At 55.2% G+C, this 17,361-nt stretch carries 12 protein-coding genes; 5 read left to right on the forward strand and 7 right to left on the reverse strand.

From position 1 onward, the window contains the following. Positions 1–294: 294 nt before the first annotated feature. From clpB to rluD, 3 genes are all read right to left on the reverse strand, one after another. The gene (gene clpB / locus ACWI0H_RS17900) at positions 295–2,874 is read right to left on the reverse strand and encodes an ATP-dependent chaperone ClpB (RefSeq protein ID WP_485874107.1); all 2,580 of its coding nucleotides are present in this window, start codon (positions 2,872–2,874) and stop codon (positions 295–297) included. Positions 2,875–3,019: 145 nt separating this feature from the next. Beyond that, a complete protein-coding gene (gene pgeF, locus ACWI0H_RS17905; protein ID WP_176304772.1) occupies positions 3,020–3,775 on the reverse strand; it encodes a peptidoglycan editing factor PgeF in 756 nt (251 codons plus the stop codon). Continuing rightward, positions 3,772–4,731, reverse strand: coding sequence for a 23S rRNA pseudouridine(1911/1915/1917) synthase RluD (gene rluD, locus ACWI0H_RS17910; protein WP_008959220.1), 960 nt, complete (start codon positions 4,729–4,731; stop codon positions 3,772–3,774). The genes pgeF and rluD overlap by 4 nt, the downstream gene beginning before the upstream one ends. 217 nt (positions 4,732–4,948) lie before the next feature. Between rluD and ACWI0H_RS17915 the strand changes: the two genes are divergently transcribed. Both ACWI0H_RS17915 and ACWI0H_RS17920 read left to right on the forward strand, forming a co-directional pair. Continuing rightward, positions 4,949–5,764: an outer membrane protein assembly factor BamD gene (locus tag ACWI0H_RS17915; RefSeq protein ID WP_336274932.1), complete on the forward strand. Its 816-nt coding sequence runs from the start codon at positions 4,949–4,951 to the stop codon at positions 5,762–5,764. A gap of 236 nt (positions 5,765–6,000) precedes the next feature. Then, entirely contained in the window at positions 6,001–7,707 is a 1,707-nt protein-coding gene (locus tag ACWI0H_RS17920) for a methyl-accepting chemotaxis protein (protein WP_336274933.1), read from the forward strand. A 38-nt stretch (positions 7,708–7,745) separates the two neighbouring features. Here the strand turns inward: ACWI0H_RS17920 and ACWI0H_RS17925 are convergent, their stop codons facing one another. Next, entirely contained in the window at positions 7,746–9,380 is a 1,635-nt protein-coding gene (locus tag ACWI0H_RS17925) for an NAD+ synthase (RefSeq protein WP_336274953.1), read from the reverse strand. A 136-nt stretch (positions 9,381–9,516) separates the two neighbouring features. Between ACWI0H_RS17925 and ACWI0H_RS17930 the strand changes: the two genes are divergently transcribed. Beyond that, complete coding sequence (locus ACWI0H_RS17930) at positions 9,517–9,789, forward strand: PP0621 family protein (RefSeq protein ID WP_485874108.1); 273 nt, start codon at positions 9,517–9,519, stop codon at positions 9,787–9,789. Here ACWI0H_RS17930 and thiO read toward each other — a convergent pair. Continuing rightward, complete coding sequence (thiO, locus tag ACWI0H_RS17935) at positions 9,786–10,889, reverse strand: glycine oxidase ThiO (protein ID WP_485874109.1); 1,104 nt, start codon at positions 10,887–10,889, stop codon at positions 9,786–9,788. The genes ACWI0H_RS17930 and thiO overlap by 4 nt on opposite strands. Positions 10,890–11,023: 134 nt before the next feature. Between thiO and ACWI0H_RS17940 the strand changes: the two genes are divergently transcribed. Further along, positions 11,024–11,560 (forward strand): GspH/FimT family pseudopilin, encoded by a 537-nt coding sequence (locus ACWI0H_RS17940; protein ID WP_485874110.1) that lies wholly within the window; start codon positions 11,024–11,026, stop codon positions 11,558–11,560. Positions 11,561–11,583: 23 nt separating this feature from the next. Here the strand turns inward: ACWI0H_RS17940 and trxB are convergent, their stop codons facing one another. Continuing rightward, positions 11,584–12,537, reverse strand: coding sequence for a thioredoxin-disulfide reductase (trxB, locus tag ACWI0H_RS17945; RefSeq protein ID WP_485874111.1), 954 nt, complete (start codon positions 12,535–12,537; stop codon positions 11,584–11,586). Between the two features lie 284 nt (positions 12,538–12,821). On the opposite strand from trxB, the gene acnA reads away from it, so the two are divergent. Next, positions 12,822–15,554 (forward strand): aconitate hydratase AcnA, encoded by a 2,733-nt coding sequence (acnA, locus tag ACWI0H_RS17950; RefSeq protein ID WP_485874112.1) that lies wholly within the window; start codon positions 12,822–12,824, stop codon positions 15,552–15,554. 54 nt (positions 15,555–15,608) lie between these two features. On the opposite strand, the gene ACWI0H_RS17955 is transcribed toward acnA, so the two are convergent. After that, positions 15,609–17,288, reverse strand: coding sequence for an NAD-dependent malic enzyme (locus tag ACWI0H_RS17955; protein ID WP_336274939.1), 1,680 nt, complete (start codon positions 17,286–17,288; stop codon positions 15,609–15,611). Between the last annotated feature and the right edge of the window lie 73 nt (positions 17,289–17,361).

A 17,361-nucleotide genomic window follows, 5' to 3' on the forward strand; every position in this document is an offset into this window, starting at 1 on the left:
ATCACGGCAGTTCGCCGTGTCGGGGCGTTGGCCAGGTTGGACGGTTAGCCCAAGCCCGGAAGTCCTTCGGCGGGTAGAGGCCTTCGCCTACCCTTCGCGCGGGGATTAGGGGTTGCCCGTTGAGTCCGCGCCCGCAAATCAGGAACCGACAAGATTCCATTAGCGCCCTCAGCCTGTCAACCTCCGATCGGGCCAAACGCAACAAAGGTCGCAAGAAGCCATTAAAAAAGCCCCGCCAGCAACGCTAGCAGGGCTTTTTCCCTATTCAATTGCGCAAAAAGGCGTTGCCAATGATTAGCTAAACACCAACTTGCCTTCTTCTGCCGTGATATGAATGGTATCACCGGGGGTAAATTTACCCCCCAGCAGGTCTTGCGCCAGCGGGTTTTCAATACGGCTCTGAATCGCCCGTTTGAGTGGCCGCGCCCCATAGACAGGGTCAAAACCGACTACCGCCAATTGCGCCATGGCTTCAGGGCTGACCTCCAGCTTCAGGTCGTGCTCAGCAAGGCGTAACTTCAAACGCTCCAACTGCATACCAGCAATCGCCTGGATCTGTTCTTGTCCCAGCGCATGGAAAACCACCACTTCATCAATACGGTTAATCAGCTCAGGCCGGAAGTGGTTACCCACCACCTCCATGACCATGTTTTTCATTACTTCATAGTCGCTATCATCTCCCCCCATGCGCTGGATAATGTCCGAGCCCATATTGGAGGTCATCACGATCACGGTGTTACGGAAATCCACCGTGCGTCCCTGACCGTCGGTCAAGCGGCCGTCTTCCAATACCTGCAGCAGGATGTTGAAGACATCCGGGTGGGCTTTCTCCACCTCATCCAGCAGCAACACCGAGTATGGCTTGCGCCGAACAGCTTCGGTTAAGTAGCCACCCTCTTCGTACCCCACATAGCCGGGGGGCGCACCGATCAAACGAGCCACGGAGTGCTTCTCCATAAACTCCGACATATCGATACGCACCATCGCCTCTTCGGTATCGAACAGGAAGTTGGCCAGCGACTTACATAGCTCGGTTTTACCTACGCCGGTAGGGCCGAGGAATAGGAATGACCCATTGGGGCGATTGGGATCTGAAAGCCCTGCCCGAGAGCGGCGCACTGCGTTCGCCACCGCCTCAACGGCTTCATCCTGCCCGATGACCCGCTCGTGCAGCGCCTCTTCCATGCGCAATAGTTTATCGCGCTCGCCTTCAAGCATTTTGGAAACCGGGATGCCCGTCCAGCGGGAAACCACTTCAGCGATCTCCTCTTCGGTCACGTTGGAGCGCAGCAATTGGTGGCTTGAGGTATCTGCTTCGCCTTCGCCACTTTCGGCAATTTTCTTTTCGAGTGCTGGAATCTTGCCGTACTGAATTTCCGACATCCGCCCCAGGTCACCCTGACGACGCGCCTGTTCTAGATCTAGCCGAGCCTGCTCAAGGTCGGCTTTAAACTGGGCCGCCCCTTGAATACTGGCTTTTTCCGCTTTCCAAATTTCATCAAGATCAGCGTATTCGCGTTCTAGCTCGTGAATTTGGGTACTCAGTGCTTCCAAGCGTTTTTTGCTCGCCTCATCGGTCTCCTTCTTGAGCGCTTCTCGCTCCATCTTGAGCTGTATCAGACGCCGATCAAGGCGATCCATCTCTTCGGGCTTGGAGTCCAGTTCCATACGAATCCGCGAGGCGGCTTCATCAATCAAGTCTATGGCTTTGTCTGGCAACTGCCGGTCTGAGATATAGCGCGTTGAGAGCTTGGCCGCCGCAATAATCGCCGAGTCGGTGATATCCACACCATGGTGTACTTCATAGCGCTCTTTCAGGCCGCGCAGAATCGCCACGGTGTCCTCTTCGGAAGGCTCATCCACCAGCACTTTTTGAAAGCGGCGCTCTAGCGCAGCATCTTTCTCAATGTACTTGCGATACTCATCAAGTGTGGTCGCGCCTACGCAGTGCAGCTCACCGCGAGCCAGGGCAGGCTTGAGCATATTGCCTGCATCCATGGCGCCTTCGGCTTTGCCCGCTCCAACCATGGTGTGAAGTTCATCGATAAACAGAATCACACGCCCCTCTTCCTGAGAGAGCTCTTTAAGCACCGCTTTCAGGCGTTCTTCAAACTCACCGCGGAACTTGGCGCCCGCCAGCAGCGAGCCCATATCCAGCGAGAGCACGCGCTTATCTTTTAAGCCTTCAGGCACTTCACCGTTAACGATACGCTGGGCCAATCCTTCGACAATGGCGGTTTTACCCACGCCCGGCTCGCCGATTAATACGGGGTTGTTTTTAGTACGCCGCTGCAGTACTTGAATCGTACGGCGAATTTCATCGTCGCGACCAATCACCGGATCCAGTTTGCCGTCCAGCGCACGCTGGGTAAGATCCATGGTGTATTTGTTCAACGCTTCACGCTGATCTTCGGCGTTAGCATCGTCCACTGTGGCGCCGCCGCGCAGGCTATTGATAGCCGCTTCGAGGGATTTTCGATTAATACCTGCGTCTTTCAGCAGCTTGGTGAGGGCCGAGTTCATCTCAAGCGCTGCCAGCAGCACTAGCTCACTGGCAATAAACTGATCGCCGCGCTTTTGCGCTTCACGGTCAGTTAAGTTGAACAGCTTGATAAAGTCCCGCGATGGCTGCACTTCACCATCGAACTGGCCTACCTTGGGTAAATTATCCAGTTGCTGCATCAACCCATCGCGCAGACGCGAGGGACTCCCCTCGGCTTTTTCAATCAGGGCTTTAATACCGGTGTCTTTGGTATCGAGCAGAGCCAGCAGCAAATGAGCGGGATCTAGCTGATTATGGCCGCGACCAACGGCCAGTGACTGCGCCTCGGCAATCGCGCTTTGGAGCTTGGCGGTAAATTTATCAAAACGCATGAAATTCCTCCTGGGGGTGCCGTGCGTTTGGACGCACCGCGTAACCCGGCAACCTGTCGTTGAACGTGCTAAACCACGATTAGCTTGACAAGTTAAATGGCGTCAGTTCCATGCTTTTCAAGAGGTGTGTGAACAAACCACTGGTTTAATTGATCCAGATCACACTGGCCATGCGGCCGGTTTTACCGCCATCGCGACGGTAGGAGTAGAATCGCGACTCGCAGGCAGTACAGAAGTGGCCGCCACTTATATTGTTTACGCCTAGTGCTTCCAAACGAAACCGCGCCAACCGGTACAAGTCGGCCATGTAATGACCCAGCCGGTAGGGACTATGATCAAAAGCGTCGGCGATGTCAGGATGCACTGCCACAAAGGCACCATAGACCTCCGGGCCAACCTCAAACTGAGCGTTGGAAATCGCGGGGCCCAACCACACAAGGATGTCCTCGGGATCGGTATTCATTGCAGCAATCGTCGCCTCCAGCACGCCACCTGCCAAACCACGCCACCCCGCATGGGCAACGGCGACCTGGGTTCCAGCGCGATTGCACAGCATGACCGGCAGGCAATCTGCTGTCAGCACCACACAGGCGTACTCATTAGAAGTAGCAATGGCAGCATCCGCATCGGCGACGTTAGGTTCAAAAACCTGCTGAACGCGGGCACCGTGGGTCTGATTAAGCCACAGTAGCGGGCGCTCATCCCCGATCTCTTTTTGCAACAGGCGGCGACACAGTGCGACATGGTCGGGGTTATCACCGACATGAGCAGCTGTGTTGAAGGCGGCGAAATCCCCCTGGCTAGGCCCCGATTCACGGGTGGTCACAAAGGCTCTTACATTGGCCGGCGCTGGCCAGTCAGGCATTAAAAGCGTCGGCCTTAAATTAATGGCATCGCTCATCTCATCGTCTCGTTATCTTCGCGCAGGTAATCCAACAACATTAGCAAATCATCGGGGAGATCGACCTGAAAAGTAACAGTTTCGCCACTGACCGGATGTTTGAAAATCAACTTCCGCGCATGTAGCGCCTGACGCGGAAACTCGCGCAATATCTCCTTCAATGGCTCCGCAGCGCCTGGCGGCAACTTGGCACGGCCGCCATACATGGGATCACCAATCAACGGATAGCGAGCATGGGCCATATGTACCCGAATTTGGTGGGTACGCCCGGTTTCTAATTTGCACCGCACATGAGTATGCGCACGAAACCGCTCGACCACACGGAAATGGGTAATGGCTGGCTTACCTGCTGTGGTCACCGCTTGGCGCTTACGATCTTTCGGATGACGGCCAATAGGCGCATCAATGGTACTGCCAGAGACCGGCTTACCAATCACCACCGCGTCGTACTGGCGCGACACGCTGCGTGCCTGCAACTGATCCACCAGAACGGTTTGAGCGGGTAGCGTTTTCGCCACCATCATCAAGCCGGTGGTATCTTTATCCAGGCGGTGAACGATACCCGCGCGTGGCACTTCAGCAAGCGCCGGGTGATGGTAAAGCAAGGCATTGAGCAGCGTGCCATCCGGGTTGCCTGCAGCGGGATGAACGACCATACCCGCCGCTTTATTAATGACGATTACCGCGTCATCTTCATACACGATATCCAGCGCAATATCCTGCGCTTCAAAGCGTGTATCGTCTTCGATGGTGGCCTGCAGTGCCAACACTTCATCACCGTGCAGCTTGGCTTTCGGCTTGGCTTGCACGCCATCCACGGTTAATTCACCGGCATTAATCCACGCTTTTAAGCGTTCACGTGAGTAATCGCTGAACAACTCCGCCGCCGCTTGGTCTAACCGCGCACCGGCCAGTGTGGCGGGCACACGTTGCGTGTCTTCAACTATTCGAGACATGAAAAACCTCTTTAAAGCGCGAAAAAAACCCCAGCAAAGCGAAAAATCAGCCTCAGCATGGAAAAATCAATATTGACGGCACCTGACGAAACGTCGCTAAGCCTGCGTTTTAGGTCGAGGTGTTTTATAGTGGGCGGACTGCGACCTATTCTACCATTTCTACTTATGGCCATCGCCGCTTTTTGGTGATTGAGGCTTGTTTGCAACGAGGATGAAGATGCGCGTTTTTTCAGCTGCCAACCGCTTTGGTGCTCTAGCCCTAAGCCTTGCCCTTTTAGCGGGCTGTGCGAGTAACGACACCAGTGAAGAAGAGGAAGATGAATTTGCTGGGGTGCAGGAGCGCGAGCTCTATGAATTGGCCCGCACGGCCTTAGACAGCAACCGCTACCCGATCGCGATTGAGCGTTTAGAAGCGCTCGATACACGCTACCCTTTTGGCGCCCATGCTGAGCAGGCACAGCTTGAGCTGATCTATGCCTACTATGAAAATAGCAATTGGGAAGAAGCCCGGGCAGCGGCCAGCCGCTTTATTCGCCTTCACCCCGACCACCCCCAGGTAGACTACGCCTACTATCTTCGCGGCCTTTCGGCGTGGCAAGCAGGCCGCTTCAGCTTAGAGCGCCTGCGCTTGATCGACATCTCCAAGCGCGATCTGGGCGCCTCGCGGGATGCCTACAATGATTTCCGCGAGCTGATCCAACGTTACCCGCAGAGTGAATATGCGCCGGATGCCCAGCAGCGCATCGTCTACCTACGTGAGCTAATGGCCCGCCATGAACTGCATGTCGCCGATTACTACCTACGCCGCGGGGCCTATTTGGCAGCGGTTGAGCGTGGCCGCTGGGTCGTCGAAAACTATCCTGAATCAAGCGCCACCCGGGATGCCCTAGCCACCATGGTAGAAGGCTATCAAGGCTTGGACATGGATGATCGCGCCAATGAGGTGTTAGCGGTACTGCGAGAAAACGCGCCTGATCATGAGCAGTTAGAAGGCAGCCGCTTTGTTCCGAAACACTTAGGTCAAAATGATTAAGCCTTTGCCCAGCTAGTATCGATAAAAAACACTACAGCAGTTAGCTATCAAACCACGCCTCGGCGTGGTTTTTTATTAGTAATTTGCCCTCTCTTTTGATTTCAAAGAAAAAAATGCAATCTAGCTATACACATTGTACAAACAATATTTATTTTCTATACAAAAATTGTACAACACTATATAGTTAGTCCGTCTTTAATAATAAAGCGTCTTAACGGCGCCTGAGGGAGCACTCAATGTCACTTCTTAACGCCGATTCCAGCAACACCAAAATAAGCACGCGTTTAACATTCGGTTTTTCTGCCCTACTCGGGCTGCTGGTTTTGCTAACAGCCGTAGGCATCTACCAAGTCAATCAGATTGATCGCGACTTAACCACCATCAACGATGTTAACGGCACCAAGCTGGGGTTTGCTGTGGATATGCGTGGAAGCGTGCATGATCGCGCGATTGCCCTGCGCGATATAGTGCTTACCCAAGACGATAGCAGAGTAGATGCGTTACTCAGCGAAATGGAAAGCCTTAGCAGCGATTACGTCACAGCGTCGGAAGGCGAGCACCAAGTGACTAACGAGTATCCTAGTGGTCAGGAAGAGCAAAACATTCTTGCTAGTATCGACTCCCAAGCCGCCACCACACTGGCGCTAACGCAGCAAGTTATAAAGTTGCGTCAAGCTGATCAATTTGCTGATGCAGAGACACTCCTACTTGAAGAAGCGGGCCCTGCTTACGCCGAATGGCTTAATCGCATTAACCAGTTCATCAACCTTCAACAACAGTTGAATGACGCCACCACAGCGACCGCACGCGACACCGCCTCCGGCTTTCAGATGCAGATGCTGGGGCTAACACTGTTCGCTTTACTGGTTGGCGGTCTGATCGCGGTGTTTTTATCCCGCCAGCTGCTACGTGAATTGGGTGCCGAACCCCACGAAGTCAAAGCATTCGCAGAAGCAATTGGTCGCGGCGAGTTAACCAGCCAGGGTAAGCTCAAGAAGGGAGATACCCGCAGCATTATGGCGTCACAGGTTGCCATGGCGCAGCAGTTACAAACCATTGTGACTCAGGTACGTGCCTCGGCGGAGGCGGTGGCCAGCAACAGCGAGCAAATTGCGGAAGGCAATAACGACCTCTCTTCACGCACTGAGCAGCAAGCGAGTGCGCTGGCCGAGACAGCTTCCGCCATGGAGCAGCTCAATAGTACCGTTACCCTTAATGCCGAGAACGCAGCGCAAGCCAGTCAAGAGGCCACGAGCGCTTCTCGCACCGCCACCCGCGGCGGCGACGCGGTGCATCAAGTGGTCGACACCATGAACGAGTTGAATAAAAGCTCACAGGAAATCTCGGGCATCATTTCGACGATTGATGCCATCGCCTTCCAAACCAATATTCTGGCCCTTAACGCTTCGGTCGAAGCGGCCCGCGCTGGCGAACATGGCCGTGGCTTCGCGGTCGTGGCTGAAGAAGTTCGCAGGCTTGCCCAACGCAGCGCTGACGCTGCGCGGGAAATAAACAATATGATCTCAAAAAATCTGGAACGGGTTAACCACGGCAATGAACGCGCCGAAGAGGCCAGCAAATCAACCGTTGAAATCGTGGCGGCTATTGAGCGCGTCAATAGCATTATGAAAGAAATTAGTAATGCCAGTGCCGAGCAGAGTACTGGCGTGCAAGAGGTAGGTAGAGCAGTGACCGAGATGGATCACGTGACCCAACAGAACGCGGCTCTGGTACAAGAGAGCGCCACCGCCGCCAACAACCTGCGTCAAAACGCTCACTCTCTGCTGCATGCCATGGAAGTCTTCAAGCTGCCCGAATCCCCCCAAAACGTACAGGCGCCGCGTACCGCATTGGCACCTGTGCGTGCTCATTCGTCTAATACGATGGGTACACTGCCTGCTGCAAAAGCTCAGCAGGCCGAACCTGAGTGGGAAAGTTTTTAAGATACCTCAACAGCGTCTTTATGAATCGCTAAGTTTGATCACGCGCCGGGCTGCCAGCCATTAACAATCGGGTAGCGGCGGTCCCGGCCAAAACCGCGTGGCGTCACCCGCACGCCAATCGGGGCTTGGCGGCGCTTATACTCGCAGCGGTCGACGAGCTTAACCACTTTATAAACGTCTTCCTCGTCAAAACCAGCGGCAATAATTGCCTCAGCGCTCATATCGCCTTCAATGTAGCTGACTAAGATCGCGTCGAGCACATCGTAATCGGGCAAGGAATCGCTATCTTGTTGATCAGGCGCCAGCTCGGCACTGGGTGGCCGCTCGATCACCCGCTCAGGAATGGCAGGTGATTGCGTGTTGCGCCAGCGGGCAAGACGATAAACCCAGGTTTTATACACATCCTTAATAGCGTTATAGCCGCCCACCATATCGCCATACAGCGTGGCATAGCCCACCGCCATTTCGCTCTTGTTGCCGGTGGTCAGCACCATCAAGCCTTTCTTATTGGAAATCGCCATTAGCAGCACACCGCGGCAGCGCGACTGCAGGTTTTCCTCGGTGGTATCGCGTTCCGTACCGGCAAAACTTTCAGCAAGCGTCCCCATAAAGGCTTCGACCATGGGCTCAATCGGCATGATCTCGTAGTGCACTCCGAGCATATTGGCCTGCTCTGCAGCGTCCTGCTTGGAAATATCCGCCGTGTAATGATAGGGCATCATCACCGCCTGCACTCGTTGAGGGCCCAGTGCGTCAACCGCAATCGCCAGCGAAAGCGCGGAATCAATGCCGCCGGAAAGCCCCAGCACCACACCATCAAAACCGCTCTTGTTGACGTAATCGCGCAGCCCGGTCACGAGCGCACAGTAAAGGCTCTCTTCCGGCTCTACCTCCGGGTCAATCTCTCCGGCTTGGGGTTCCCACACCGTCGCGCTGGTTTGCAAAAACTGAACCGGCATCAGGCCTGCCTGCCAATACGGTGCCAGCACCTGTAACTCACCGCTGGCGTTAACGCAGCAAGAGCCTCCATCAAAGACCAGTTCATCTTGGCCACCGATGGTGTTCACATACACAATTGGAAGCTGCGTATCCTGGGCGTGTTTCTCCAACAAGCGCAGCCGTTCCGCGGGCTTGTCCTGGTGATAGGGCGAGGCGTGCAAGGAGACCAGCACCTCAGCGCCCGCTTGCGCGGCGGCCTTAACCGGCGCGCCATCCCATAGGTCTTCGCAGATCACGATGCCCAGTTTGGCGCCTTTATGCTCATACACCAGCGTTTCAGTGCCGGGCGTGAAATAGCGCTGCTCATCGAACACTTGGTAGTTAGGCAGCGCCTGCTTGGCGTACTCGGCTTCCCACTGGCCGTTGTAGAGCACCCCAGCCAAGTTGTAACAGCGACCTTCGCGGACGCCAGGATAGCCAATAATCACCAGCACATCGCGGGCAACTTTTGATGCCATTAGCGCGCGTGCTTCACGTAGGCGGGTTTCCATTGAGGGGCGTAGCAGCAAATCTTCCGGCGGGTAGCCCGACAAAAAAAGCTCAGGAAAGACAACAATATCTGCCCCATGCTCAATCCGTGCTTCACGCACTGCTTCAATCGCGCGTGCGGCGTTGCCGGGAATATCCCCGACCAGAGGATCGAGTTGGGCCATTACCAGCGTTAAGTCTTGCATGGGCGTCAAAATCTCTTGAGAATCTTTGAAATAGGGTTACACCGTCATAGTCGTATTGTCCCGCAAGGGCCGCCAACTGGCAAAGGCCATGCGTCAATCCCAAGCCTCGTTCCCTCATTCGGGAGACAAAATAAGGATGAACCTCTTGATCATTCGGCTGATTATCTTCGCCGTTGTATTTTATGCCGGTTTAAAGCTCTACGGCATCTACCGACAACGTAAGTTTGAGCATGAAGCGCAGCACAAACAAGTCAATCGCCATGAAGGCGGTAAAATGGTGCGCTGCCGCTGGTGCGAGGTGCACATACCTGAAGATGAAGCGCTGCGCGACCACGAGCAGTGGTTCTGCTCCAGCGCGCACCGCGACCGTTTTTTACAAGAGCAGCAGGATAAAGACGGCGCGCCTTAAGCCTGAATAAGCCGTTCGGGCGTGGGCTGGTATGGCGCGGGGTCGATTAATGGCTCGCGCCCCAGCAGTTGATCCGCCAATAAATGGGTCGATGCAGGCGCCAGCACTAAGCCATTACGATAGTGCCCCGCATTAATGTATACGTTAGGCCATTCTTGAAGGGCACCGATGAAAGGAATACCCGCCGGCGAACCAGGGCGAAGCCCGGCCCATTGATGCGCTATCGGGCAGGTTTCCAAGGCAGGCAGAATGGCTTCGGCGCTGTGTTTTAGCGATGCCAGGGCTGCCGCGTCGGTGGTCTTATCAAACCCAGCTTCCTCTAACGTAGAGCCGACCAACAGCAACCCGTCTGCACGCGGAATAATATAACGCCCATCTTTTAACACCACACGCTGCACTAACCCCTTGGGTGCCTGGTAAGCGATCATCTGCCCTTTTACCGGCCTTACCGGCAGCTGCACATTCAGCTGCGCCAATAGTTGAGCAGTCCAGGCACCGCCACACACCACAATGCGCCCAGCAATTAACGGCCCTTGTGAGCTAACCACGCCCTTCACTTGGCCATCCTTTTGGATAAAGCCACTGACCTCGCACTGCTCTCTCAGCGTTACCTGAGGCATCGTCGTTAGCCGCGCCTTCAACGCTTTGGCTAAACGCGGGTTACGCACACTGCCCAGGGTCGGCATCCATAGCGCACTATCGCCCGCCATTGCCACGCCAGGTTCTTTATCGTGGACGAAATCTGCCCCCACCCGCTCTAGCGGTTTACCCAGCTGTCTAGCCCAGCACAGAGCACTATCGGCGTCATCTACGTTCAGGTAGAGCAGCCCTTTTTGGCGATACTCAGGATCAATGCCTGTCTCTTCCAGCAAGCGTAAAGCCAACGAGGGGTAAACACCTTCTGACCAGCGTGATAATTGCGATATCGCAGCGTCGTATCGCCACGGATAGAGCGGTGAGACGATACCGCCACCGGCCCACGAGGCCTCTTTACCGCACTCGCCACGATCCACCAGCGTGACCTGCTGACCCGCATCGGCTAGCTGCAGCGCCGTCATCATGCCGATCACGCCGCCACCAATAATTAAGAAATCGCTCACAACATTGTCCGTTTTGGCTTACATAAAAAAGAGTGGCTATCGCCTAGGCTGATTAACCCACCAACTGATCATGGCCGTTGACACCGGGCACTGAGCATAGCGCGGGCCATAACAAGGTCAAGTAAGGAGAAGCGATGAACGATGGCCATAACGGCACACGCACGCTACCTGAAAGCGGGTTTACGTTGCTCGAGCTACTGATCACGCTGCTAATAGTTGGCATTATGACCGCCTGGGGGCTGCCTAATTTTCAAGCATTGGGTGAGCGAACCGCACAGACCAGCGAAATCAATCGATTACAAAGCGCGTTTTCATTAGCGCGCAATACGGCCATCAGCCAGCGTCGCCAGATCACGCTTTGCCCGGCGGCTGAGGACCGCACGGCATGCAGTAGCGAATGGGGCGGTGAGCTTATGATCGTAAAGGGGGATCAAACAGATAACGTTCAAGCCGACGATATTTTGCGCGTCATGCCTGCCGAGCGAGGCACCCAAGTAACTTACAGCCGGGGCTGGTCGCGCATTCGCTACAGCTCATTGGGCTATACCAGCGGTTATAACGGCAGTTTTGCCATTTGTTCAGGTAACGGTGCCGAAGAATCGCAGGGGAAAAAGCTAGTGCTGAGCCAGTTAGGGCGCCTGAGAATCGATGAAGCGCCTATCGATTGCTAGGCGCTTCAGAGCAGAGTGCAACGTTACCCGGCAATGCCGTCTAAATAACGCTCGGCATCCAGCGCCGCCATACAGCCGCTACCGGCAGAGGTGATCGCTTGGCGGTAAATGTGATCCATTACATCGCCGCAGGCAAACACGCCGGGCACGCTGGTGGCGGTGGCATTACCTTCAAGACCAGCGTTCACTTTAATATAACCACCGTTCATGGCTAGCTGACCTTCAAAAATGCCGGTGTTGGGGCTATGACCAATGGCGATGAAAAGCCCAGGCGCATGGATCTCTTTGCTGGAACCATCTTTAGTGGATTTAACTCGCACTCCTGTAACCCCGGAGTTATCGCCGAGCACTTCCTCGACTTCCTGGAACCATTCAAGGGCGATTTTGCCTGCCTCGGCTTTCTCCAAAAGCTTATCTTGGAGAATTTTTTCTGCCCGTAGCGTGTCCCGGCGGTGTACCAGGGTCACCTTGGAGGCGATGTTAGAGAGATAGAGCGCCTCTTCCACGGCGGTGTTACCACCACCGACGACAATGACTTCCTGGTTGCGATAGAAAAAGCCATCGCAGGTAGCACAGGCAGAAACCCCTTGGCCCATAAACTGCTGCTCGGTGGGCAAACCCAGATAACGGGCACTGGCGCCGGTAGCGACAATGAGCGCATCGCAGGTATAAATGCCGCTGTCGCCTTTCAACGTAAAGGGTTTTTCGCCTAAGCTAACCTCATTGATATGGTCAAACAGCACTTCGGTATTAAAGCGTTCAGCGTGCTGTTTCATGCGCTCCATCAACTCGGGGCCTTGGACACCTTGCGCATCGCCCGGCCAGTTATCGACATCCGTTGTGGTGGTCAATTGTCCACCCGCCTGGATACCGGTGATCAGCAATGGCTTCAAGTTTGCCCGTGCGGCATACACAGCGGCCGTATAGCCTGCCGGGCCGGATCCAAGAATAATCAAACGCTCATGACGAGTTTCCATGACACCACCTTGTAAAGATCTGACTGATAGCTTTATTGATAGCTGGGTAAAAGCTTTATAAAAAATTAGGCACAGAGTCTGCCTGAAATGGTGCCAAGTACAAGCTATTGCAAGGTTTCATCTACGCTATTAGGCGAAGAAACCTTGAAAGAGACGATGCAAACACCCATGTGTTATTACTAAATCACGCCATACTGGGGTAAGCCATACTAGGGTAATCAATACGACAGGAAGATCGTGACCGTCACGCTGAGGGCAACACTCAGCAATCAGAGGAGAGACCCATGAGCAAGACACCCGATACGCTAAGCACCTTAGAGGTGGGCAGTAAAACGTACCACTATTACAGCCTACCCAAAGCGGCAGAGGCACTGGGCAGCATTGACCGGCTTCCCAAGACGCTCAAAATCCTACTCGAAAATCAGCTGCGCTTCGGCGATGACGAAAGTGTGGCTGCAGAAGACATGCAGGCCCTGGTCGACTGGCAGGAAGAAGGTTATTCCAGCCGTGAAATAGGCTACCGGCCGGCACGTGTCTTAATGCAAGATTTCACCGGCGTCCCTGGCGTGGTGGATTTAGCCTCTATGCGCGCTGCTGTCGAAAGCCTTGGCGAAGACCCAGCCAAGATCAACCCGCTATCACCGGTCGACCTGGTCATTGACCACTCGGTAATGGTCGACAAATTTGGTAACCCCGCCGCGTTCCAAGAGAACGTTGATATCGAAATGCAGCGCAACCGCGAGCGCTATGAGTTTCTGCGTTGGGGTCAGCAGGCATTTGACAACTTTAGCGTAGTACCGCCTGGCACCGGCATTTGCCACCAGGTCAACCTGGAGTATCTAGGCAGAGCGGTATGGACCAAAGACGAAGACGGCAAAACCTTCGCCTACCCCGACACGCTCGTGGGCACCGACTCTCACACCACGATGATCAACGGCCTGGGCGTACTCGGCTGGGGTGTAGGCGGTATTGAAGCCGAAGCAGCCATGCTCGGACAGCCGGTGTCGATGCTGATTCCCGAAGTCATCGGGTTTAAGTTGACGGGCAAGCTACGCGAAGGCATTACCGCCACTGACTTAGTACTAACCGTTACCGAAATGCTGCGTAAAAAAGGCGTGGTAGGTAAATTTGTTGAGTTCTACGGCGACGGCTTGAAAGACCTGCCCCTGGCGGATCGCGCGACGATTGCCAATATGGCGCCTGAATATGGTGCTACCTGCGGTTTCTTCCCGGTAGACGATGAAACGCTAAACTATATGCGCCTAACCGGGCGTGAAGATGAGCAAATTGCGCTGGTTGAAGCCTATAGCAAAGCCCAAGGGCTGTGGCGCGAACCCAGCGATGAGCCGATCTTCACCGATGCGCTGGAACTGGACATGACCGAGGTGGAAGCCAGTCTGGCTGGCCCCAAACGCCCGCAAGACCGTGTCGCTCTACAGGATATGGCGGCAGCCTTCGACAAGTTCATGCAGCAAGACGTCAAAGCAGATTCAACCGCTAAAGGGAAACTCTCCTCTGAAGGCGGCCAAACCGCGGTCGGAGTGGAACGCAGCTTTGAACATGACACCAGCCAAGCCGTTAAACTGAATGATCAGGACTTTAGCCTCGACCCCGGCGCGGTGGTGATTGCGGCCATTACGTCGTGTACTAACACCTCCAACCCCAGCGTGATGATGGCAGCGGGCTTGCTGGCCCGTAAAGCACGCGAAAAAGGCCTAACCACTCAGCCTTGGGTGAAGACATCATTGGCCCCTGGCTCCAAAGTCGTCACCGATTATTTGGAAGCCGCTGGGTTAAACGATGACCTGGATGCACTGGGTTTCAACCTGGTCGGCTACGGTTGCACTACCTGTATCGGTAATTCCGGCCCCCTACCTGACGAGATTGAGCAAGCCATTAACGATGGCGATCTTGCCGTTGCCTCGGTGCTGTCTGGTAACCGGAACTTCGAAGGCCGGGTTCACCCGTTGGTTAAAACCAACTGGCTGGCCTCGCCGCCCCTGGTGGTCGCCTACGCCCTGGCCGGCAATGTTCAGCGTGACCTCACCAAGGAACCTGTTGGCAAAGACAGCAGCGGCGAGCCTGTCTATCTCAAAGACATCTGGCCCACCCAGGCAGAGATCGCCGGCGCCGTTGAGCAAGTCAATACCGCGATGTTCCGCAAAGAGTATGGCGCGGTGTTTGAGGGTGACGACGTCTGGAAAGCAATCGACGTTTCAGAGAGCAAGGTCTATCAGTGGCCTGAATCTACCTACATTCAGCACCCCCCCTTCTTTGAAGGTATGGGCCGTGAGCCGGATGCCATTGAAGATGTGCACAGTGCCCGAGTGTTGGCGATGCTAGGCGATTCGGTCACCACCGACCATATCTCCCCTGCCGGTGCCATCAAGCCCGACAGCCCGGCTGGCCGCTACCTGCAAGAGCACGGCGTTAAGCCGGTCGACTTCAACTCCTACGGTTCACGCCGGGGTAACCATGAAGTCATGATGCGCGGCACCTTTGCCAACGTGCGGATCAAAAACGAGATGCTCGATGGCGTTGTCGGTGGTGAAACACGCCATGTGCCCAGTGGCGAACAGATGGCTATTTATGACGCGGCCATGAAGTACAAAGAGGAAGGCAAACCACTGGTCGTGATTGCCGGGAAAGAGTACGGCACCGGCTCTTCACGGGATTGGGCAGCCAAAGGCACACGCTTGCTGGGCGTTCGCGCCGTGATCGCGGAATCCTTTGAGCGCATCCACCGCTCTAACCTGATCGGTATGGGCGTTGTACCGCTGCAGTTTGCCGAAGGCGAAAGCCGTCAAACGTTGGGATTAACCGGGGATGAAGAGATTTCGATTGCCGGTTTGAGCGACCTAACACCGGGTGGCACCGTCAAAGTCGTGATCAAAAATGCCGACGGGGAACGTAGCGTTGATGCCAAGTGCCGAATTGACACGGTAAACGAGCTGGCTTACTACCGCCACGGTGGTATCCTTCACTACGTGCTGCGCAAGATGATCGGCGCAGCCTAAGGGTAAAACCTACCAATGCTTGCAGCCCCCACCTCGGTGGGGGCTTTTTTTTGCTTAGAATGCGCGGCGGCGATAGGTGCGGTAATCCGGCGACCAGGACGCCTTTTCAATCAACTCACGCAGCGTCGTGCCGCTGGTTTTCAGTGCCACGCCGTTCTGCTGCGCCTGTGCAGCGACTTCAAAGGCAATCGACTTACTGATATCGCGAATACGCGATAGAGGTGGCAGCAGCGCGCCTTTGCCCTCTTTCACCAGCGGTGCTTCACGGGCCAGCGCCCGAGAGGCGCTCATCAGCATCTCATCGGTGACTCGGTTGGCACTGGCGGCAATAACCCCTAAACCGATACCTGGGAAGATATAGGCGTTGTTGCACTGGGCGATCGGGTAAGTGCGGCCGTTGTAAACCACCGGCGCGAAGGGGCTACCGGTGGCTACCAGCGCTTGACCATCGGTCCAGCGGATAACATCTTCCGGCACCGCCTCTGCTTGCGAGGTCGGGTTGGAGAGCGGCATGATCACTGGGTGCTCACAGCCCGCGTGCATGGTGCGAACAACTTGCTCGGTGAAAATACCGCGTTGCCCACAGACACCGATCAACACCGTTGGCTTGATCTGCGCGATCGTTTCCTCCAGGGCTTGACCATTCCAGCCAACCACCAAGGAGGGGTCGTGGGCCAGGCGGCGCTGGAAGTCGCGCTGCCACGCTTGATCGCTGGTCATTAAACCGTCCCGATCAACAATAAAAATACGTGCCCGGGCTTCGCTTTCGGTCAAGCCTTCGGCTTCCATGGCCACCACCACCTGCTCGGCAATCCCACAGCCTGCAGAACCGCCGCCGACAAACACCACGCGCTGCTGGGCGATGGTTTCTTCGCGCGCTTGGCAAGCCGCCATCAAGGTACCGACCACCACCGAAGCAGTGCCCTGTACGTCATCGTTGAAGCAGCACAGTTCATTACGATAACGCTCAAGCAGCGGCACCGCATTGGCCTGGGCAAAGTCTTCAAATTGCAGCAGCACGTTAGGCCAACGGCGCTTCACGGCGGCAATAAACTCCGCCATGAAAGCATCGTACTCTTCCTGCCCTACCCGCTCGTGGCGCCAACCCATGTACATGGGGTCATCCAGCAGCGCTTTGTTGTTGGTGCCTACATCAATCATGATCGGCAGCGTGTAAGCGGGACTAATGCCACCACAGGCGGTATACAGTGCCAGTTTACCAATCGGAATTCCCATGCCCCCGATTCCCTGGTCACCCAGCCCCAAAATCCGCTCACCATCCGTCACCACGATGACCTTGACGTTATCTTTCGTGGCGCTGCGCAGGATGTCATCCATATGCTCGCGGTCAGGGTAGCTAATAAACAGACCACGGTGGTTGCGATAAATATTGGAGAATTCCTGACATGCCTGACCGACCGTGGGGGTATAGATAATCGGCAGCATCTCTTCAAGGTGCTGAGACACCAAACGGAAATAGAGCGTTTCGTTGTCATCTTGAATAGCGCGCAGATGGATGTGTTTCTCAAGGTCACTATGGCACTGCTGGTACTGGCGATAGACCCGCTCCAGCTGATCCTCAATGGTTTCCACTTTTTGCGGCAGCAAGCCAATCAGGTTAAACGCCAGGCGCTCCTGTTGAGTAAACGCGCTGCCTTTGTTCAATAGCGGCATTTCGAGCAGAGAAGGACCGGCGTAAGGAAGGTATAAGGGGCGTTTACTCTGGGTAGTCATAAGCATTCTCTTTTTATGTCAATCACTGCTGCAATGCAGCAACATCGGGCGTTTGCGGCGTTTGGGCTTAATG

The organism is Halomonas sp. NYA30 (assembly GCF_976980765.1).